This is a genomic window from Thermococcus sp. EP1 (assembly GCF_001317345.1).
In the GTDB taxonomy this organism is placed as follows: domain Archaea; phylum Methanobacteriota_B; class Thermococci; order Thermococcales; family Thermococcaceae; genus Thermococcus_A.
In genome coordinates this window covers 17,880-37,240 of the sequence record NZ_JXCG01000012.1, presented here as the reverse complement: position 1 = coordinate 37,240, position 19,361 = coordinate 17,880, and the positions used below count along the sequence as shown (strand labels likewise).

Genomic DNA, 19,361 nt, shown 5'->3' with positions numbered 1-19,361 from the left:
ATTAATTGGTGAAGCTGGATGGAAGAAGTACTTAAAGCAATTCAGGAAAAAGAATGCGAAAAAGTAGCAACGTTGCTCTATTACAAAGCAGATGAGTTAACTGAAGACGAACTAAAGATTGTTCTAGAGAAAACTGAGAAACTCGCATTAGAGTGTAAGGATTACGAACTCTATAAACTGGTTGTCTACTATTCTCTCGAGTTTCTTGAGGTTGATAAGATTAAGGACTTTGAAGAATTGGTTGAGAAAGATGGAAGTTTTGAGGCCAAATATCATCTTGCTGATTTGTATTATCTATTAGGTGAGCTTGAAAAATCAATTGAGCTTTACAGAGAACTGCTTGAAGAGGAAACTGAAAAAGGAAACCTTGAGAATATTGCAAAAGTTTACTACAACATGGGTCTTATCCATGAGGAACTTTTGGAGTATGAAAAAGCTCTAGAACTTATGAGCAAAGCTGAAAAGGTCTTTGAGGAACTTGGGAAGAAGGAGGAGATTGTTCATATTAGAATTCACAAGGCATATATAACATTTGAAATAGGAGAGGTCCCAAAAGCAAAGGCGGAACTGGCAGAAGTACTTTCCGAGGCGCGTGGGAATAATCAGTTAGTAGCCCAGGTGCATCTGGTCTTTGAGGAAATCTTCGAAGAAAAAGATAATTATGATGCAGCTTTACATGAGTGCCTTTATGCGATGTTGTATGGGAGAGGTACAGAGTATTTCGACATTGCATTTGATTCATTAATCGATGTTCTCTGGCAGATATTAATGGAAGACAAATTTGATGTGATATACAACAATCTAGATATGTTCGCTAGGGCCTTTCCAGATATGAAAGAGTTCTTTGAAGGTGTAAAGGTTGTTGCCTTATACAAGGACGGAAAAATAGGAAGAGAAGAAGTAAGCGGATATATAACAAAGATTAAAGACAGGAGACTCCTAGATCTACTTGAGTTCTTAAGCGAAGCTGAGCCCTGATTTTATCTTTTTTGGTGATTTTCATGAATATCAGGATAGCAAAGCTTGAAGATGCAAAGGGGATAGTTGAAGTACACTGTTCAGGTGTTGAAAAGTGGATTAAGAAAGACGATAATAGGGAAGCGACTTATGAAGAACTCAGTATAAAAGACCGCTATCTGCATGGTGGTCCATGGATGAGTATTGAAACCTGCGCTGTTCATTTAAATAGCCTTCTCTTGGAAGGTCAGATTCCTATAGTGGCGGAGACAAATGGGAAAATTATTGGAAATGCTGAGCTTTTGATAAGCGAAGAGCCAATAGTCGGTAAAATTAGAAGAATAGCTCATCTAGATATTCTGGAAGTTCATAGGGATTTTAGGAGAAAAGGGGTAGGAAAGAGAATTGTAACCTTTGTAGAAAATATAGCAAGGGAAAGAGGGTGTGAGCTTTTGACAGTAGTACCTGAAAAGAGTGCTATTGGTTTTTATACAAAACTTGGGATTGATAATGTGCTCTTTCAGGGCTATTTTGTTGAGTTTGAACTCTCTCTTTTTTCAGACCAAGAAGAAACCCCTGATTTATTTGAGTTTTCATGGAAAGAAATTAAAAATAAAGAGATGGTCGTAGGGAGATTTCAGAGCTCTTATCATCATTGGTTTACGGCATTTAAAGATAGACTGGCAGGTATAGATGATGCAGTTTATTTCGAAAGTGGGAAGTTGGGAGAGTCCTATTATATCCTTGAGGAGGCCATTTACAGTAATTTGATAGTCACTGCATATATGTGGGGGCAGGAGAAGGACTTTCCTCTCTTATTAAACAGGGCAAAAAACCTAGGTTTCACAAAGCTTCGTACAATAGTTGAAGAGAACCTAATAAAAGAATTCAACCCAAAGATTTTGGACAAAATGATTATTCTCTCGAAGCGCCTTTAAACTTTTTTAAGTCTCTTTTTGTGTTTATATTGAAAAGACTCTCTCTCCATTCAAGAGGGAGGGATTCTATTTGAATATAGCATGTCTTTGCATTTCTTATGGCTTTCCCCAACATATACTCTCCCTTTTTTATCTGATTTTCAAGAACAGGTAAGAATTCCTGGGAATAAGCAGCATGGAGGGGCTCAAGGTAGCCATTTGCCCATAAAGGAACGCAGGCCATAGGCCTAAATTTGTGGAATTCTTTTATAATATAGTTTACGAACTCTGGATTTATATTGGGCATATCGCCTGCTGCTATAAACACATCCCCCAGCTTGACCAAAGCTGTATAGATCCCTCCAATGGGACCTATCTCAAGTTTATCAATGAGAATCCTAACTCCGAGATCCTTAAATTTGTCCTTTCTTTCTTGCAATGTTATTATAACTACTTCTTCTATTGATTTTGATTTCAGGAGTCTCTCGATTGTGTAGGCAATTAAAGCTTTTCCGTTCACGTTATACAGAAGTTTCTCCTCTCCAAACCTGTTTGATTTACCTCCAGCAAGTATTACACCAATCACGTTTCTCCTCTCCGAGTTTGGAGATATGGAAAATATAGGTCATAAAGATATATGTTTTTATCTTTTGTATTTTCTATTAGTGATGTAAAGTTTAAAGTTCAAAGCCTTATACCTTAAACACTTTAGCGTTCGCGACTTCCTTCAAAACTGGAACATAGGAAATCCCCGGGTTTATTCCCTTGCCATTTGTATCGTAAATGTTAAGCTCAATGCCCTTCTTTCTCAACGCTTTTGCAAGCTCAATGATTTCATCCTTAATTCTCTTGCCAAAGAGGGGAACGTTTGCTTTTCCATCGGTTATTAGAAATGCTCTAACTTTGACGGACTTGTCTTTCATTCTCTCTCTATTGGCTAAAAGCAAAAGATTGTATAAAGCAGAGCTGAGAGGAGTCCTTCCTCCAGTTGGGACACTTTCTATTTTTTCAAACACTTCCCAGTAGTTCTTAGTTGGCGAAACAAAAACTTCTGCTTCTTTGCCCTTTGCAACTATCAAAGCCATTTTTGACTTCTTGATATAGCCGTTCTCGACCAGCTTTTCCGCTATCCCCTTTGCAATGCTTATTCTTCTCTTCACAGCCATACTTCCGCTTGAGTCTAAGAGCAAAACCCAGAGCGTAGGAGCCTTTGCCTTCCTAACCCTAACGCGGACATCCTTTAGCTCAAGCTTTATTGGTGGCTTCTTGCCATTTAACACTGCCCAAATAGTCGAGTTGTAAAAATCAACATCCCTTATTTCATCTTTTGGGGGTAGATAAGAGACGGGAATTCCCTTTGGAAAGTTTACCACAGTAATGCTAACGTCCCTTGAAGAGCGGTAGCCTGTAAAGTCGTTGCTCCCAAAGTTTTTGCTTTCTATTTTTGGAATTTTGGCTTCGCTTGAGCGAAAATTTTGCTCTAAATTTCCGATTCCTTGACTTCGAGACTTTTGGTTTCTCCTTTCGCTTTTTTCTTCCTTCTTGTGCTCATGCTTATGGTTGTGCTTATGATCATGATTGTGCTTCTTATCATCTTTAGGCTTTGGAGGCTTCATTTGAGGTGGCTTTTGAAAAGGTCTATCCCTTAGACGGTGCGGTAAAGCTAATTCCATAGCTTTCTCTAAGTCCTCTAAGGAAACCCTTCTCCTTCCGTTTAAAGCGGCTATTGCTTTTGCAGTTTTTATTGTAGTGATTTCAGCCCTGTTGGTCTTTATACTTAAATTAATCACAGTCTCAGCTAAAAGCTTTAACAAATCATCGCTTATTTCAACTTTAGGCAAAAGTTCCTTCGCTTTAACAATCTTTTCTGTAAGCTTTTTCTCTTCGCTCTCAAACTTCTTGTAGAAGCTTATTGGGTCTTCATGGAATTCTTCTACTCTTTTAACTATCTCTATCCTATCCTCTGGGTTCATTGGTGCTGAGACCTCAACGCATAGACCAAATCTATCGAGAATTTGGGGTCTTAAGTCCCCTTCCTCTGGGTTCATGCTTCCAACTAAGATAAAGCGGGCTGGATGTCTAAATGAGATACCTTCCCTCTCTATTGTGTTCCATCCCATTGCTGCAGCATCTAAGAGTGAATCAGCTATGTAGTCATCTAAGAGATTGACCTCATCGATGTAAAGCACTCCCCTATTAGCTTCCGCTAATATTCCCGGCTGCAAAGCTTTTTTGCCCTCCTTTAAAAAGCGCTCCACATCAATTGTTCCGACTAATCTGTCTATTGTAACGCTCAAAGGCAAATCAACAACGCGCATCTTCCTCTTTGACGTGGGCAACTCTTCCCCATTTTCATATCTCTCATAACAGCTGTCGCACATCTCTAATGGGTTCATTGGATTGCAGTTGAACGAACAATCTGCCACAACTTCAATCTCGGGCAAAACGTTGGCCAGAGCCCTAACCAGGGTCGATTTCCCCGTTCCTTTGTCTCCTTTCAATAAAACTCCGCCTATTAGCGGATTAACCGCTACACAGAGTAAGGCTAATTTAGCCTTTTCCTGCCCGACTATTGCAGAAAATGGGAAGATTAAGCGTTTTTCACGAGCTTCCATATTTTATCCACCTCCTCAATGTTTTCACTCCAGTGTTCATCATCCTCAGCAGTGTAGATTTCAATCGTTCCACCTTGAACTTCCCCTTCACCAAGGTGTTCCTCCAAAAGCCCCTCAATTTCAGAGTAAGCTTCCATGAGCCTTTCAATGAGCTCCTCGCTCGTCTCCCACAAGCCACGCTCATAAGCTTCAATCAAACGCCTTGCAATTTCCTCAATAGCGTAGGGATTGTGCTCCTCGAACCATCTCCTCATATCTTCATCAAGAACGTACTTTTCCGCTATTTCATCAAAAATCCAATCTTCAACGAGCTTTGTTGTTGCTTCCCAGCCATAGAGATGAAGAATCTTCTTTGAGAACTCGCTCGCCCCTCTGTAGCTGTGCTTCTTCATTTCCTCAATCCATCTGTCGTTGAGAAGCTTTGTCCTTGTTATTCTCTCAATCTCGACTTTAATATCAACAATTTTAGTATCGCTTATGTCTCTCGTATCAACTTGGATTATATCTACATCCTTGCCAGTTAGAGCATCTACCGCTGTTTTAAATCCACCGTGATAGGCAAAATAACAGCAGCAGTTCGTTAAGTCGTGCTCATCACTTATGTGGTTTCTATTGATTATGTCAACGCTTTTGAGGTTCAAAACTAACGATTCGTGAGCCTCAACTCCAAAGGCATCTTTTCCATAAGCGTAACCACTCCACTGAACCCAAACCTTTGCTAAATCCTCATCCTTCTGCCAGCCCGATGACTCAACAGCTAAGTTTACACCAGCTCCATAAGCTCCAGGTGGAGCAGAGAAAACTCTAAACCTCGCAAACCTTTGGGCTTCTTCAAAACTTTTTCCTAATTCAATCAGTTTTTTAATGTGCTCAATGTAGTGCTTTTTGATGTAGTTCATCTCTAAGGGTTCATCCAGCGTAACAACCTTTTCTATTGCTTTGTCTATGAGATATATGTAATTTGGCAAAGTATCTCTAACAATTCCACTTATCCTAACCAGAACGTCAATCCTTGGTCTTCCGAGCTCTTCTAAGGGAATTATTTCAAGGTCAGAAACTACATCTCCTTTCCAGATAGGCTTAACTCCAAGCAAATAGAGAATTTGAGCTATTTGTTCGCCATCCGCCTTATAACCGTCTATACTCCAGAGAACCTGCCCAATGCTTTCGGGATACTTCCCATGCTTCTTTGTATACTTCTCCAAGAGCTTTTCAGCAGTTTCAACTCCAATTTGCCAAGCTGCTTTGGTTGGCAGAGTTCTTGGATCAACTGCATAAAAGTTTCTTCCCGTCGGTAAAATCTCGAACTTCCCTCTCGTTATGGCTCCCGAAGGGCCTGGCTTCACATATTTTCCTTTCACGCCTTCTAAAAAGCCATTATATTCCCTTTCGCACTCGACAACTTTTTGAGCAACTTCAAGGGTTTTTCTAAACGTTCCCTCAAGCTTTTCTTTCTCCTTAACTCTGAATCCACACTTTTCAATTTCTTCCTCAATGACATCAAAGCCTTCTCCATTAAGCAAACGCTCTAAGCTTTTAACTGCTATCCTGTGGAAAATCTCCAACAATTCTCTGTTCGTAAATCCGTTTGTAGTCTCCAAGGGGTTCTTTCTTATCTTGTCGTAGTCCATGCCTATTGCCTCAGCTATTGCCCTTCTAATTGACGGGGAAGCGTAGGAATCATAAGCCATTGCCGTGGCAATGTATTCCGCCAATCTTTCTGGTTCTTTCGGTGGATGTCCAAAGATATGAAGACCGAGATTAATTTGAGAACCTCTCATCAACTCAGCGTAGCGGTGGATTTCCTCGATAGTTTCCTCGTCATTTTGAGGATTGTTTAGTTTTATTTTGTTCTCCTCAGCTTTCTCCAAAATTTGCTCGTAAATTTTCTTTCTCCTTGCCTCATCTCCTAAGTTCTTTGCCTTTGCATATTGGTTTAGAAACGAGTCTAAATCATCTAAAACTTCAGCCATTGCCATTGGGGGATAAATGTGATCTATTAACGTTGCATAACTTCTTCTCTTGGCTATGACACCCTCCATTGGATTTGAAACTACATAGACGTATAAGTGGGGAACGTCATCTAAGCTCGCCTCAGGAACACATGAAGGAGAAAGCCCAACGCTTTTCCCCGGTCTAAATTCTAAATAACCGTGAGTTCCAAAGTGAATCATAACATTGGTATTAAACTTCCTCGTTATCCACCTGTAGACGGCCCACCACTGGTGAGGAGGAGTTATAGTCGGATCATGGAGGATTCTACAAACTTTTCCATCACACCTCGTCCCAGCGCAGCCGAACTTTGGCTGGGGAGTAATAAAGACATTTCCAAACTTTATTCCAGGAACAACGAACTTTCCATCATAAACCATTCCAACCAATGTTTTGTCTACTTTTCCTGCCAAAACGTCCTCTGGTCTTCCCCAATCTTTGACTATTTTTTCTCTCAAGTCCTCGGGAAGCTCATTGAACCACTCCAAATAATCCTCCAAGCTTACGAAGTCAATTGCCCCACCATTTTTGACGATTTCTTCCACACTTGTCCATCTAAACTCGCTTATTGCCTTTCTCTCCAAAATCATTCTTATTAGCTCTTCTCCATTCTTTGGAAGCTCTTCACCAACATAATAGCCTTCTTCTTTTAGCTTGTGCAGAAGTCTCACTATGCTCTCTGGAACATCTAATCCCATTCCCACTGCAATGCTGGCTTCAAGTCCCTTACAAGGCGGATTTATCAAAACTATCGCTATTTTAACGTCTTTCTTTGGCTTTTTCCTTAGCTCAATCCACTTCTTCACTCTTTTGACGAGATATTTTATGTGTTCTTCGTATGGCTCGCCTTTTTTGTAGCCCTCAATGTTTTCAGTTCCAGCTATAAATATCGGTTCAATCGCTCCTGCAACTTCTGGAATTATCACCCCATAAACCTGCGTCATGTAATCAACGCCTTCTCTCTCCTTCCACTCTTTGAGGTTTTGATAATAAGAGCGAATTGGAGCAAATACTGGGACGTTCAGCTTTTCCAAATTATTTAAATCAACGGTGCCAAAGGAGATTAAACTTACCAGTGCCTCAATAATTGGTTTCCCATCTTTTATGAAGAACTCTTCAACTGCTTCACTCTTTTCTTTTCCGAGTCCTGTTGTTGAGTCTTTCCCATAGGTAAAGACTGGAATAACTCCTAACCCTTCACTTTCAAGTGCTTTGATGAGCTCCTCAATCGGGCTGAATTCTCTGTAAAGCCAAGCACTCCTCCAGAATAGAATCCCAACAAGTGGTCTCTTATCATAAACCTTCAAATATTCATCTAAGCTTTCAAAAACCCCAAAATTTGGGTGGTAAATCCCATGCATTGGAACTTCTTTTGGCTCTTCATATTCTCTCTTTTCACCTGCCAGGTTTGCTAAAAACTTAGCTAAGTTTCTTAGATTCTCCTCACCACCGAGGACGTAGTAAGATTTAGCTTTAACTAAAATCTCTTGCGGAACGTTGTTTAAGCTGTCCATTGAAACAATTTTTGCTCTGCTCTTTTTTAGCGTCTCTACAACAACATCCGGAAGTTCGTGGGCATAAATGAAAATTACTTCTGCCCTTTCAACTTTTTCGAGCTCTTTCTCACAGTTCTGGTCTGTTAAAACAATTCCATCGATTTTTTCCTCTTTCAATATTTTCTCAAGCAAAGGTAAAGGTCTTGCACCGTAACCCAATATGAAGCAGATCATAAAACCACCTCCATCACAAGTATAAGGCACAGTATGATAGCACTCCGTGTTGCCATTGAGATGAGCATAATCTTTGTTCCATCTTTAGCTCCATATAGACCAACATAATAGGGAATCAGCACTCTTAGGAAAGTTATATTCGCGAGAACTGATCCAAGAAGGAGAGACCTTATTAGAGCTTTTTCACTTATTAATCCAGCTTTTAAGAGGTTTGCACCGAGAGTATAAGCCGCTATACTGCTTGCCATTGCACTTAGTGCCACACTTATTTCTTCCGGTGAAAGAGGAAGGAAAGCTGCAAAATCTTTTACGAGAGAGGTTAAATACTCAAAAAATCCTGCTGCTATGAGTAAGGCGGTTATGTAAGTTGCCAAAACCATGGTTTTTAAAATTGGGATTGAGTGCTTCTTAGTTTTTGCTAAAGCCTTTCTTAAAACTTTTTTAAATGGCTCTTGGGAATTTTTGGCGTGCTTTTGAACATTTTTTATTTGTTTTGGGCTCTTAATTAAGAGTTTCCCCGCGAATGCAAAAACTGTTGTTTGAATAAATCCAATAAGAACTAAGATCCCGAAATAAAGTAAGCCAAATGTTCCAAGCGTTGCCAAAAGAACTGGGATTAATGAGTTCCAGTGCCTAACCATTGCAGGAAATGCGTTCATAAGAGAGGCAATATAGAGTTCTTTCTTGCCTATTTTTCCTTCTTTGTAAAAATCTATAAGCATGGCATTTCCTGCCCTCGTATTTAAAAACGCAGTTGCAAAGGCTAGAGCACACTCCTCTGGAAGATTTGAAAGCTTAACAAAAGGTTTTCCTATTGGAGAGAACTTGTTAATAACTCCTTTCTCAATTAAAAGCTCAGCTATGAATATACCAATCAATAACCCGGGAACAGAGCGTTTTAAAAAGCTAAATGCTATTTCCGTTGAGGTTATTATCAAGCTCAGCATTACACTACCTCCGTTTTTGGCATGATAACTCTAAATCCATTGAACTCCAAGATGTGAATTGGAACACCGTAAACCTCTTCAAGTATCTCCTCTCTCAAAATCTCGCTCGACTCTCCAACGGCTCTGATCCTTCCTTCCTTAACCAAAGCTATCTTGTCTGAATAAATTGAAGCCAAATTTGGATCATGGAGTGTCAGAATTGCTGTAATTCTCTCTTCCCTCGCGAGTTTTTTAATAATCCCAAGGATTTTTACCTGATTTTTAAAATCTAAATGAGCGGTGGGCTCGTCAAGAAGAAGGACTTTTGGCTCTTGGACTAATGCTCTCGCTATTAAAACCAATTGTAATTGACCTCCGCTCAGCTGGGTATATGGCCTGTCTTTAAAACTCTCCATCCCCAAAAGCCTGAGCTTTTCGAGAGCTTTCTCATAATGTTCTTCTCTTGGGCTCTCAAAAACACTGAGCTGAGATGCCAAGCCCATAACGACGACATCTAAAACTGTGTACGGAAAAGGAGGGTAATGGGATTGAAGAACGTAACCAGCTAACTTAGCCCTCTCCTTTAATGACAAAGAGTGAAAATCTCTGCCATCTATGAAGACGCACTTTTTCTTTGGCTTTAACAACCCATAGACATTCTTCAAAATCGTGGTTTTTCCACTGCCGTTTGGACCTAATAAAGTTAAAATCTCTCCTTCTTTAACCTCAAAGCAAACATTTTCAACGCTGAAGTCGCCATAACTGAATGATAAGCCTTTAACTTTAAGCATGCCAACCACCACCCGTCTTTCTCAATAGATAAGCAAAGAAGGGTATCCCAAGTAATGTGGTTAATATCCCAATTGGAATCTCATAAGTGGCTATTGATCTCGCTAGGGTGTCTGCCAAAACCATAAAAGAAGCTCCGACAGTTATTGAGAGGGGGATTAACTTCTTATGGTCGGGTCCAAAAGCCATTCTAACCATGTGGGGAATCATTAAGCCAACCCATCCAATTATTCCACAAAAAGCGACAGAAGCAGCTGTTATAAGTGAAACGATTAAGATAAAGGCAAACTTCAACTTTTCAGTCTCAACTCCAACGAGCTTGGCCTCTTCTCCAAAGGATAAAACATTCAGCTGCCAGCGCATTAGAGATATTATAATGCATCCAGCAAAAATAATTGGAAATGCTACTTTAACAGAATGCCAATCGGCATTGGCAAAGCTCCCCATAAGCCAGTAAACCACACTCGCCAATTTTTCGTGTTCCATTAAAAACTTCAATAGTGATGTTAATGCAGAAAAGAACGCATTAACTATAACACCAGCCAAAATTAGTGATACCGGGGTTATTCTCCCACCTATTTTAGCAAGAGATGTCGTCAAAAACACTGCAAGCAGAGCAAAAGCAAATGCTAAAGAAGTAACACCCAAACCTAACGAGAGTCCTATGGCTAATGCAGCTCCAAAAGCTGCTCCAGAGGAAATCCCTAAAATATAGCTATTGACGAGGGGATTTCTAAATATTGCCTGCAGAACTGCTCCAGAGACTGCTAAAGCTGAGCCAACAATCATAGCTAAAAGAACCCGGGGAAGTCTTATTTTAAAGAGGACCGTTTGATAAACGCTTGGATATGGAATTTGAACATCAAAATAAATCTTTCCAAGGGTTATTTTAGCCAAAACACCTGAAATAAGTTGGAGGGATTTTAGGAGCACCATATTTATTATGTCGACCATCGGCATGTGATACGCCCCGATAAACAGGCTTATGAAGAATGCAAAGATTGGAGAGACTAAAAGAAAAAGAAAGAGAAATCTTCTCATCCTTTCACCCCTCTATCTTGTAGAACTTCTGGAGTATCTCATTGTAGATTGGCTCCCAGTTGGGATAGTATTCTGGATAAATTGCATGACCAAAGGCATAAATTCCCGTTATGAACCTTGGTCCATAAAGAGCAGTTGCGTCTTTCTTATATGAGCTCACTAATATTCCAACGACGTTTCCTTCTTTAACTGCTTTAATCTCCTGCCAACTTGAATCGCTCTTGATTTTCTCAACTGCCTCATTAAGTCTCTCCGCTTCCCAGTCAACAACAATTAGAATGTCAGTTTTGTTTCCAAAGTGTGCTATGAGCTTTTCTAAGTCAAGCTTTAGGTAAGGTCCTCCCTCATTGACGTCAAAAGCTAAGTTGTGTCCCCCTACAAGTTCAGCGGTTTCAGCATAAGCACTTCCTCTTGTAGAGACAGTTATTGTCCCTGTTGCATATTTACCAGTAATTGATGAGCCGTAAACTATAAGCACGTTTTTCTTCTTGTCTTCTGGTATTTTGCTCGCTATTTCAAGGGCTTGATTATAATAGTGCTCCAAGAAGCTTGCCAGTTCTTCGGCTTCCCTCTCCTTATCAAAGGCTTTTCCAAGCACTCTTATTATCCTAATGTTTTCATAGGGCATTTCTGTTCCTGTCTTGTTTGAATCAGGAATTCCAAAGGCTAAAACTGGAATGTTAAGCTCTTCTGCTCTCTCAAATAGTTCCTTTTCCTTTGGCTCAAATGAGCCCCACCACAGGCCCATTACGATCAAATCTGGCTCTAAGCTTGCAACAGTTTCCCAATTAATTCCTTTATAAACAGAGCCAATTTGCGGCTTTTGCTTAACGCTTTCTGGTAAGAATTGATCCATTGGCGTGTACTTATCAATTCCCACTATTTTGTCGTCCAAGCCTAAGCAATGCAAAACTTCAGCCCAATAACTACTTGTAACGATGACTCTTTCGGGAACTTTTTCAAAGGTCACCTTTCTTCCAGCAGAGTCCATTACCTCCACTTTTATCTCATAGCTAAGCCCATAGAACTTCTCAAATAATTCCTTTGCAACTGGCTTCCACTCTGGGTAATACTCTGGATAAATTAGTCCACCCATTTGGTAGACTCCTACGACTATCCTTGGTCCCCAGTCTAAGAATCCTTTAGAACCGGCCAAAATTCCGTAAACATGTCCTTCCTTAACTGCTTTAATTTCTCTCCATCTTGGGTCGTTTTTTATGTCATTCACAGTTTTTTCAAGCGTATCCTGACTGAAGGAGGTTACGATTATAACATCAGCTTTGTCTCCCCAGTATGCAATTATCTTCTCCAAATCAAGCTTCGGCCACTGAGTGTCGAACTCTTTGTCAAAAGCCAAGTTGTGAGCACCAACGAGCTCAACGATGCTTGCCCAAGCACTTCCCTTTGCATAAACTGTGATTGGGCCGTTTATGTCTTTGGGAGCATTTATGATAATGACGTTCTTCCTCTCATCATCTGGGATTTGGCTGGCTATTTTGTTCACTTCTTCCAACTTGCTCTTCATCCAATTTGAAAGCTCTTCGGCTTTCTCTTCCTTCCCAAAAACTTTCCCCAAAAGCTCTACTACTTTAACGTTATCCTCCACACTTTGAGCAGTTAGTGCTATAACTGGAATGCCAATTTCTTCTGCTTTCTCAATCGTCTCCTTGTCCTTGTATTTACCACCATACCAATCAGCAATTATTAAATCTGGCCCTAAACTTGCAACACTTTCCCAATTAAGACCCTTAAATGAACTTCCTACTGCTGGCTTTTGCTTAACTTCCTCAGGGATATATGGATTATTTGGAACGTACTTTCCAATGCCAACGATTTTATCATCTAAACCAAGTATGTGAAGAATCTCGGTCCAATAGCCTGTTAAAACAATTATTCGTTCGGGAACTTTCTCTAAAGTTACATCTCTTCCCGCAAAGTCTGTGATTACTATTTTTTCTTGAGTTTCTGTTTGAGCATGAGATGCACTTGTTGTCTTTTCTTGGATGATTGAGGTGGAGGTTGTTTCCATTGGAGTCTTTTGGACACATGCACTGCTGAATGCTAAGATAGATATTACAAGCAGCGCCACCAACATCTTGCTACTTTTCATAAATTTCACCACCAATTGTGCTACTAATTTTGATTTTAGTGACACTACAAGATGCAAAAAGTCTTTTTTAAAAGTTTTTTAAACAGAAAGTGATTAACTAAAAGTTAAGAAACCACAAGATCAACTCTAACTCCAAAACTAAAGCCTATTCCTCTTGTAAGTTTTTTGACTAAATAACTTTCACCATTTTTTCAGCCCAAGGTGAGATCCTAACTTTTATGTATCCTTTAAATTTCCTGTCAACCTCTTTATTTCCAGTATAAACTCTTATTGGCTTCCGGACTTTTGATGGGGTTGCCACTACGATCACGTTTTCTTTGGGTATATGTTTCAAAACTTCTGGTGAGAATTGTTGGTTCCCTCGTCCAAACAGAAAGTTAAGGCCTCCCACTACGGTGACAATTATTTTGGGTCTATTTCCTACAAATTTTAGCAAGTCTTTTTCTTGGGCATCCTTTACAAGAAGTTTTGCTTTTCCATTTTTTATTTCTACAATATCAATCCCTAAGAGGGTCCCATCTATACTGAGTAGGTCTTTTATTTTCTTTACTGTTGAACCAGCTCCGAGGAAGTAAATTCCATCTTCAAGTTCTTCTACAAGAGCCTCTGCTATTGCATCTAACTCTTCCCCTTCGTCAAGGGGGGTTGACTCTTTAGCTCCTTGAATAAAGGTTTCAATATAAGGAGTAAGGGCAGTTCCATAAGTTCTCGCTTTTACTTCATCATGCCTGTATGCATTTTCGTCTAGGTCAAGAATCTCCCTTTCGACAAGTTTTGCACTGCCATTTGCAAGCTCTACCAAAAGTCTTGCAGCATCCTCCGGAGAAGTTGCAAAAGTTCCTGAAAACATTTTAACACCAGTTGGGATACCTAAGATGGGTTTTCTCTTATCTATTGCCTCGTAGATATCTCTTGCAGTTCCATCACCACCAGCAAAGAGGATTATATCAACTTTCTCGTTCATAATGGTTGCAAGTTTTTTTGTGTCTTCTTTGGTAGTATCTGGTATTTTGATAGTAAGGATCTCCTTTTCCCCTATTTTTCTATATCTGATAACTTCATAAGGAAAATTGAATTCTTTAAGAGCATCTTCGCCCAATCCATCGGGTCCAGTTACGAATTCCACATTTATATCGTAATGGGAGAGCTCTTTTAGGAACAATTTTGTGATTTCAATTGCAACTGGTTTTGCTCCTCTTTTAATGGCCTCTTCTACAACTCCGTCAGTTCCCTTAAGGGCTACTTTTCCACCCATTCCTGCTATTGGATTCACTATTAGACCAACTTTCATTCTCATCCCTCACTGCTATTATTTCTTTCAGTGAAAGTTTAAACTTACCGCATGTACTTTCTTGCAAAGACTGTCAAGAAGACTGCCCACATGAACATTCCAAATAGAGCTTCAAGTGAAGCGAATATCCTCCCTATTCCAATAGGGTGGAGATCTCCATAACCGAGTGTTGTAGCTGTTACTATGCTAAAATATTCATAATCCCAAAAACTTTCAAGGGGGACACCGAAACTTGTGACACTTTTTGTGAAATAGAAAAGTGAGGGGAATATAATGTTAACCATGAAAATCCAAATTAGAATTGGTCTTTTCCAGTCTGTTCCATATTTACATGTTAGGTCTGCAAAAAACCACTCAAAAACTCCCTCGAGGAGATGGATATAGTGCTTTGCTTTTACTTGGACTTTTCTGAAAGGTAGAGATGGTAGCTTTACTCCAATTCCAAGTTTAGGTAGATATGTTATATATCTTCCCATCTTCTGTTTTCTTCTTGCAAGCATCTCTAGGTAGTAGTACATATCCGCTTTTTCTTTGTCTCCGCTTTTTTCCCAGCTAATTCTAGCTAATCTGTAAAAGAACTCCTCCATCGTAGGATTATTAAAACGACACTTTTCTAAAATTACAAATCCTTTAACAGTCAATTCGGCTGGCAAGTTTGGCAGTACAGTGAGATTCCATGTTATGTCCCCATGAAAAGTGACATTCCTAAATACTAGGTTATTTTGGACTGTGGTATGAATAAACTCGGGGATTCTTAACCGCCCACCCCTTATTTCGACGTGCCTAGGGATCTCCAAATTCTCCAGTTGTAGAATACTATCGAGGTTTCTTATAAAAACTCTAACTTGTCTCTTGAACCTTGGGCTTGGATCAAATTCAATGTTCTTGATGATAAAGATTTTCGCCTTAACGTGCTTTCTTGAAATGCCTGAGAAGTTAATTCCGTGCTCTTCTAATACATCTTTGAGCAGAGGGTAACGTGAATTTATGCCTATCCTTCTAACCTTCTTAAGCTCAGAAAGTTCTATCCTTCCATATACTGCCTCTTTTTCTCCATACTCTTCTTCGTGGGGTTTCATACCTTCTACATGTTGCACAGAGTTCATCATGATGTATCTCACTATACTTTCACGGATGTAAATTGAGTTTCCAAACTTCACATCTAGTAGGTTAAATCCGAAGAATGTTGAGCCTTTAATCCATAGAGTGCCTATAGTGGACGAGAGGATAATTACCCGTTCAATTTCACATTTGTATAGTGTTATCCCTTTTAGATGAGAACTCTCTACAATGAGTGTTTTTATCTTTGAGTTCTTGAAAACAAGGGGTTTTTTGCTCGTTAAGTTTGAGATCCTTGCCTCATAAAGCTGAATACCTTCAAAATGTCTTACTCCTCTTTCTAGCTTTCTTTTAAATGCTCTTTCTTTTATTTCTTTGATTTTCTCACCGTAGAGAAGTTCACCCTCTTCAAAGGGGATGTGAAGTGAACAATACTTTGAACCAGATATGGCTTTTATTCTACATTTCTCCCCGTTTTCAAAGGTATATTCACACATAGACATCCCCTTGATACTACTCTTTAACAATCACTATATCATCTAAACTCTTCAGCTTTGCCTTTTTTACGGATTCTTCTATCTTTGTGGGGATGTCATGAGTAGGTTTAAGGATTATTGCCTCAACTTGTGAGAATCCTAATTTTTTTCTAGCATATGCTCTATGATGACCGTCTAGAATGTAATACTTTCCTCTATGTTCAAGGACAATAACTGGTGCATCGTATCCATGGACTATCTCCTGAAGGACCACTAACAGCTTTTTCTCACTCAATTCCCATTGGGTGGGTGTAAGAATATCAAATGGAAGATATTTTTGATAAATTTTGAACTGGATCCCATAAATTGCTTCATTCTCTTTTTTTATCCTTTCAGCTCGTTTAAAAGCTTCTTCTCTTGTTATTAATCTAATCACCCTTAACTCCCCTAACCAATATAAATGCTCCAAGGTTCTTTAGCTTATCGCTAAACTTTTCATCGAGCTTCTCGGCTAACTTTACAAAGGGAAAGAATGAGGGGAAGAAGATAATTCCTTTACTCTCGACATCTTCAAAACCGGCTCCTTTCATTAGTCTTTCCAGTTCACTTGGAGTGTAAAATCTTGCATATCTATATGCAGTTTCTTCAAAAAGGCTCTTTATGCGCTTAAAAATAAACCAGAGGCTTTTGCCGTTCATGGTGCCTATCACGACTTCTCCTCCTGGTCTTAACACTCTGTAAATTTCATTTAAGGCAAGTTCTGGTTTGTGAATGAATTCAAACATTGTAATGCTCAGCACTAGATCAAAAGTGTTCTCCTCGAAAGGTAAAGAGTATGCGCTTGCTCTGATAAATTTAACGTGGGGAAGCTTTTTTCTGGCAATTTTTAACATTTCTTCGCTTAAATCAACCCCAACGACGTCAAAGCCTCTCATATAAAGTTCTAGCGTGTAATTTCCAGTACCACATCCCAGATCGAGGGCTTTTCCATTCTTGCTTTTTATCATGGAGAAGACTAGCTTTTTCTCTGTCCTATCTACGTACTGTCCTACTTTGGTTTTGTACCAATCATCATATCTATGAGCAATTTTATCAAAATACTCTGCCATTCTCTCTCCTTCCAGTGAGTTCCTTTGCAGGGTGCTGTTTTAAATATTCTTCCATGTATGGTTTTAAGTTATTTTTGGTGAGATGGCTAATCTGAAATTTCCAGTATAATAGTGAAGGGTTCTGGTTATTCAAATTCTTCTCTTTTCCTTTCTCTATTCCATATATAATCTAATAGGGGCCTAATTCTTTCCCAAACTTCTTCTATCCCTCCATGCCCGTTTATCTGTACATACACTCCCTGGCCTTTGTAGAACTTAATTATGGGATTCATGTTGTTGATATAGATGTCATATCTTTTTGACACTATCTCTGGCTTGTCATCTTCTCTTTGAACCACCTCTCCACCACAAACATCACATTTTCCAGAAATCTTGGGTGGGTTGTATTTTATATGGTAGACAGCCCCACAGCGTTTGCAAATTCTTCTCCCAGATATGCGGGTTATACTTTCCTCTTTTGAAATAAAAATGTCAATTGCTAGATCTATTTTTATTCCATGGTCATACAAGAAGTTTTCTAGTGCCAAAACCTGTTCGGCTGTTCGAGGGTATCCATCTATGATGAAGTTTTCTCTTCTCCTTCGTAGTTTTGAAAGAACGAGAGTATTTATCACCGTGTCTGGGAGTAACTCTCCTTTTTCTATATATTTTCTCATTTCTCGACCTAAAGCGTTTTCTTTGTTTATCTCAGCTCGTATTATATCTCCCGAAGCGATGTATTCGATATGATATTTTTCTATAATTCTCCTTGAATGAGTAGATTTTCCAGAACCTGGAGGACCAAAAATTAAAATATTCATTCGATCACCAATATTGATATATATTTTCAGTGCATTAAAGTATTATGGTGGGGAGCTATGCCCAGGCTCTCAACAGGATTTGTTAGGGCAAGCGGGTATGCAAATAAGGTTAGAAAAGTTCTTTTTGCATTAACACGAGGAAAACTTAACCCCGAAAAGGTTGTAAGAGCAGCTGCGCAGCTGAATCAATATTTATTTGAGAAACTTCAGGAGATGGGAGTTAGAAAAGAAGATGTTGTGCGAATTTCAATAGAGTTTTCTATTAGAAGTGGCGAAATAATGTGGAATTATGATACCTTAAAAATTGAAGTATACAAACGGGAGGAAGAAGAAAAGCTTGCTGAGGCCATGAAAGAGGTAGAAGAAAGTGAAAAGGCCTTGGAAATTGCTATAGAAGAACTTAGTAAACTTTCTGAAAAACTAATGGGGCTTAGTGCAGAGGTCTCTCAAATAGTAGAGCAGCTTAAAAGGGAATACACATCTCTAAAGTTGGAGTTTGAAGAGGAATAGTGTATTACTCTTCGTACCCTTCAGTTTGTTCGCCTTTTCCTTCCATCTTAATGACATAATCGGCGGCATTCTGGAGAGCAATGCTGAAGCCTGGTTCTACTCCTATAATGACGGTCTCTTTACCCTTTCCTTTCCCCTCATTTATTATTGGCAGAAAATCTGCATCTCTTGTAGCGAGGGCTATTACCTCGATGTCGCTATTGTATATGAGTTCCATCGCTTCAATGGCAATTCTTACGTCTGTATCTCCGGCAACTATTATTGGTTCAAATCCTTGATTTACAATGGCCTCAATAAGTCCTTGGGGAGCGTATTGGTTTAAAACAACTTTAGCCACTCTAATCTTTCCGATCTTTTCTAGAGCTTCTTTTATGTTTTCAAGTTTTATCCCGAATTCCTTTCTTAGTATATTGGGTCCATCAATTATAAGCCCTACACTCTTTGGAGGGGTCTTGGGAACTTCTTTCTTTTCTTTTTCCCTAGGCTTTCCTTCTTCTCTTCTCAGTATCTTGAATAGAGATGCTCTCATTAGCTTCACCTCTTTCAAGAATTACCACATAATCTGCGGCATGTTTTAAAGCTGCACTAAACCCAGGTTCAATCCCGATTATAGCAGTTTCTTTTCCTTTTTCCTTTGCTTTTAATATTATAGGTAAGAATTCAGCATTTCGAGTTGCTAAAGCGATTATATCTACATTTGGATTATATATCTCTCTCATGGCTTCAACAGCAAGTTTTACCCCTGTTTCTCCAGCAACAATTATTGGTTCAAAACCCTGATTTGCAATAGCTTCAATAAGTCCTTGGGGAGCGTATTGGTTTAATATGACCTTCGCCACTCTAATATTTCCAAACTCTTCCAGGGCCTTAACTATATCCTCAAGATGGACGTGGAATTCTTTTCTTAGTATATTGGGACCATCTATGAGTAAAGCAATCTTTTTGCCTCGTTGAATTTTTTGTTTCATCATTGCGATACTCCTTACTCCCCCTTTTGTTATCGAGACTATCTTTTCCCAATTGCTGGGCATCGTTATCA

17 protein-coding genes are annotated in these 19,361 nt (G+C 39.3%); 3 read left to right on the top strand and 14 right to left on the bottom strand.

Translation table 11 applies throughout. The features are described 5' to 3' along the window. Positions 1–18 precede the first annotated feature (18 nt). Entirely contained in the window at positions 19–978 is a 960-nt protein-coding gene (locus tag EP1X_RS08580) for a lipopolysaccharide assembly protein LapB (RefSeq protein ID WP_055283620.1), read from the top strand. 23 nt (positions 979–1,001) lie between these two features. Then, on the top strand, positions 1,002–1,895 hold the full coding sequence (locus tag EP1X_RS08575; protein ID WP_055283618.1) for a GNAT family N-acetyltransferase: 894 nt from the start codon (positions 1,002–1,004) through the stop codon (positions 1,893–1,895). Here EP1X_RS08575 and mobA read toward each other — a convergent pair. From mobA to EP1X_RS08515, 12 genes are all read right to left on the bottom strand, one after another. After that, on the bottom strand, positions 1,873–2,460 hold the full coding sequence (gene mobA / locus EP1X_RS08570; RefSeq protein ID WP_055283616.1) for a molybdenum cofactor guanylyltransferase MobA: 588 nt from the start codon (positions 2,458–2,460) through the stop codon (positions 1,873–1,875). The genes EP1X_RS08575 and mobA overlap by 23 nt on opposite strands. A gap of 106 nt (positions 2,461–2,566) precedes the next feature. Continuing rightward, positions 2,567–4,489 carry an ATP-binding protein gene (locus tag EP1X_RS08565; RefSeq protein ID WP_055283650.1) on the bottom strand — a complete coding sequence of 641 codons (1,923 nt, stop codon included), beginning with the start codon at positions 4,487–4,489 and terminating at the stop codon, positions 2,567–2,569. Further along, a complete protein-coding gene (cobN, locus tag EP1X_RS08560) occupies positions 4,465–8,211 on the bottom strand; it encodes a cobaltochelatase subunit CobN (RefSeq protein ID WP_055283614.1) in 3,747 nt (1,248 codons plus the stop codon). Before cobN ends, EP1X_RS08565 begins: the two co-directional genes overlap by 25 nt. Next, positions 8,208–9,158: a hypothetical protein gene (locus tag EP1X_RS08555; RefSeq protein ID WP_253276563.1), complete on the bottom strand. Its 951-nt coding sequence runs from the start codon at positions 9,156–9,158 to the stop codon at positions 8,208–8,210. The genes cobN and EP1X_RS08555 overlap by 4 nt, the downstream gene beginning before the upstream one ends. Beyond that, positions 9,158–9,928 (bottom strand): ABC transporter ATP-binding protein, encoded by a 771-nt coding sequence (locus tag EP1X_RS08550; protein WP_055283612.1) that lies wholly within the window; start codon positions 9,926–9,928, stop codon positions 9,158–9,160. Before EP1X_RS08550 ends, EP1X_RS08555 begins: the two co-directional genes overlap by 1 nt. Then, the gene (locus EP1X_RS08545) at positions 9,921–10,967 is read right to left on the bottom strand and encodes an iron ABC transporter permease (RefSeq protein ID WP_055283610.1); all 1,047 of its coding nucleotides are present in this window, start codon (positions 10,965–10,967) and stop codon (positions 9,921–9,923) included. The genes EP1X_RS08550 and EP1X_RS08545 overlap by 8 nt, the downstream gene beginning before the upstream one ends. Positions 10,968–10,971: 4 nt before the next feature. Further along, positions 10,972–13,077 (bottom strand): ABC transporter substrate-binding protein, encoded by a 2,106-nt coding sequence (locus tag EP1X_RS08540; protein WP_055283608.1) that lies wholly within the window; start codon positions 13,075–13,077, stop codon positions 10,972–10,974. Positions 13,078–13,246: 169 nt separating this feature from the next. Beyond that, a complete protein-coding gene (locus tag EP1X_RS08535; protein WP_055283606.1) occupies positions 13,247–14,368 on the bottom strand; it encodes an ATP-NAD kinase family protein in 1,122 nt (373 codons plus the stop codon). Positions 14,369–14,412: 44 nt separating this feature from the next. After that, a complete protein-coding gene (locus tag EP1X_RS08530; RefSeq protein WP_055283605.1) occupies positions 14,413–15,924 on the bottom strand; it encodes a potassium channel family protein in 1,512 nt (503 codons plus the stop codon). Positions 15,925–15,940: 16 nt separating this feature from the next. Beyond that, a complete protein-coding gene (locus EP1X_RS08525; RefSeq protein ID WP_055283603.1) occupies positions 15,941–16,339 on the bottom strand; it encodes a ParB/RepB/Spo0J family partition protein in 399 nt (132 codons plus the stop codon). Beyond that, entirely contained in the window at positions 16,332–17,027 is a 696-nt protein-coding gene (locus tag EP1X_RS08520) for a class I SAM-dependent methyltransferase (protein WP_256381559.1), read from the bottom strand. The genes EP1X_RS08525 and EP1X_RS08520 overlap by 8 nt, the downstream gene beginning before the upstream one ends. Positions 17,028–17,137: 110 nt before the next feature. Beyond that, the gene (locus EP1X_RS08515; RefSeq protein ID WP_055283599.1) at positions 17,138–17,812 is read right to left on the bottom strand and encodes an adenylate kinase; all 675 of its coding nucleotides are present in this window, start codon (positions 17,810–17,812) and stop codon (positions 17,138–17,140) included. Positions 17,813–17,869: 57 nt separating this feature from the next. Between EP1X_RS08515 and EP1X_RS08510 the strand changes: the two genes are divergently transcribed. Beyond that, on the top strand, positions 17,870–18,322 hold the full coding sequence (locus EP1X_RS08510; protein ID WP_055283598.1) for a single- stranded DNA-binding family protein: 453 nt from the start codon (positions 17,870–17,872) through the stop codon (positions 18,320–18,322). A 4-nt stretch (positions 18,323–18,326) separates the two neighbouring features. Here the strand turns inward: EP1X_RS08510 and EP1X_RS08505 are convergent, their stop codons facing one another. Continuing rightward, complete coding sequence (locus tag EP1X_RS08505) at positions 18,327–18,851, bottom strand: TIGR00288 family NYN domain-containing protein (protein WP_055283596.1); 525 nt, start codon at positions 18,849–18,851, stop codon at positions 18,327–18,329. Further along, positions 18,802–19,353, bottom strand: a complete 552-nt coding sequence (locus tag EP1X_RS08500) for a TIGR00288 family NYN domain-containing protein (RefSeq protein WP_055283594.1) — start codon at positions 19,351–19,353, stop codon at positions 18,802–18,804. Before EP1X_RS08500 ends, EP1X_RS08505 begins: the two co-directional genes overlap by 50 nt. Positions 19,354–19,361: the final 8 nt, after the last annotated feature.

What these genes read in the sequence shown, in the direction of transcription:
- EP1X_RS08555 (WP_253276563.1), bottom strand. Translation starts at nt 9,158, where the DNA reads ATGCTGAGCTTGATAATAACCTCAACGGAAATAGCATTTAGCTTTTTA.
- EP1X_RS08515 (WP_055283599.1), bottom strand. Translation starts at nt 17,812, where the DNA reads ATGAATATTTTAATTTTTGGTCCTCCAGGTTCTGGAAAATCTACTCAT.
- EP1X_RS08575 (WP_055283618.1), top strand. Translation starts at nt 1,002, where the DNA reads ATGAATATCAGGATAGCAAAGCTTGAAGATGCAAAGGGGATAGTTGAA.
- EP1X_RS08530 (WP_055283605.1), bottom strand. Translation starts at nt 15,924, where the DNA reads ATGTGTGAATATACCTTTGAAAACGGGGAGAAATGTAGAATAAAAGCC.
- EP1X_RS08535 (WP_055283606.1), bottom strand. Translation starts at nt 14,368, where the DNA reads ATGAAAGTTGGTCTAATAGTGAATCCAATAGCAGGAATGGGTGGAAAA.
- EP1X_RS08545 (WP_055283610.1), bottom strand. Translation starts at nt 10,967, where the DNA reads ATGAGAAGATTTCTCTTTCTTTTTCTTTTAGTCTCTCCAATCTTTGCA.
- EP1X_RS08505 (WP_055283596.1), bottom strand. Translation starts at nt 18,851, where the DNA reads ATGAGAGCATCTCTATTCAAGATACTGAGAAGAGAAGAAGGAAAGCCT.
- cobN (WP_055283614.1), bottom strand. Translation starts at nt 8,211, where the DNA reads ATGATCTGCTTCATATTGGGTTACGGTGCAAGACCTTTACCTTTGCTT.
- EP1X_RS08500 (WP_055283594.1), bottom strand. Translation starts at nt 19,353, where the DNA reads ATGCCCAGCAATTGGGAAAAGATAGTCTCGATAACAAAAGGGGGAGTA.
- EP1X_RS08540 (WP_055283608.1), bottom strand. Translation starts at nt 13,077, where the DNA reads ATGAAAAGTAGCAAGATGTTGGTGGCGCTGCTTGTAATATCTATCTTA.
- EP1X_RS08510 (WP_055283598.1), top strand. Translation starts at nt 17,870, where the DNA reads ATGCCCAGGCTCTCAACAGGATTTGTTAGGGCAAGCGGGTATGCAAAT.
- EP1X_RS08550 (WP_055283612.1), bottom strand. Translation starts at nt 9,928, where the DNA reads ATGCTTAAAGTTAAAGGCTTATCATTCAGTTATGGCGACTTCAGCGTT.
- EP1X_RS08565 (WP_055283650.1), bottom strand. Translation starts at nt 4,489, where the DNA reads ATGGAAGCTCGTGAAAAACGCTTAATCTTCCCATTTTCTGCAATAGTC.
- EP1X_RS08580 (WP_055283620.1), top strand. Translation starts at nt 19, where the DNA reads ATGGAAGAAGTACTTAAAGCAATTCAGGAAAAAGAATGCGAAAAAGTA.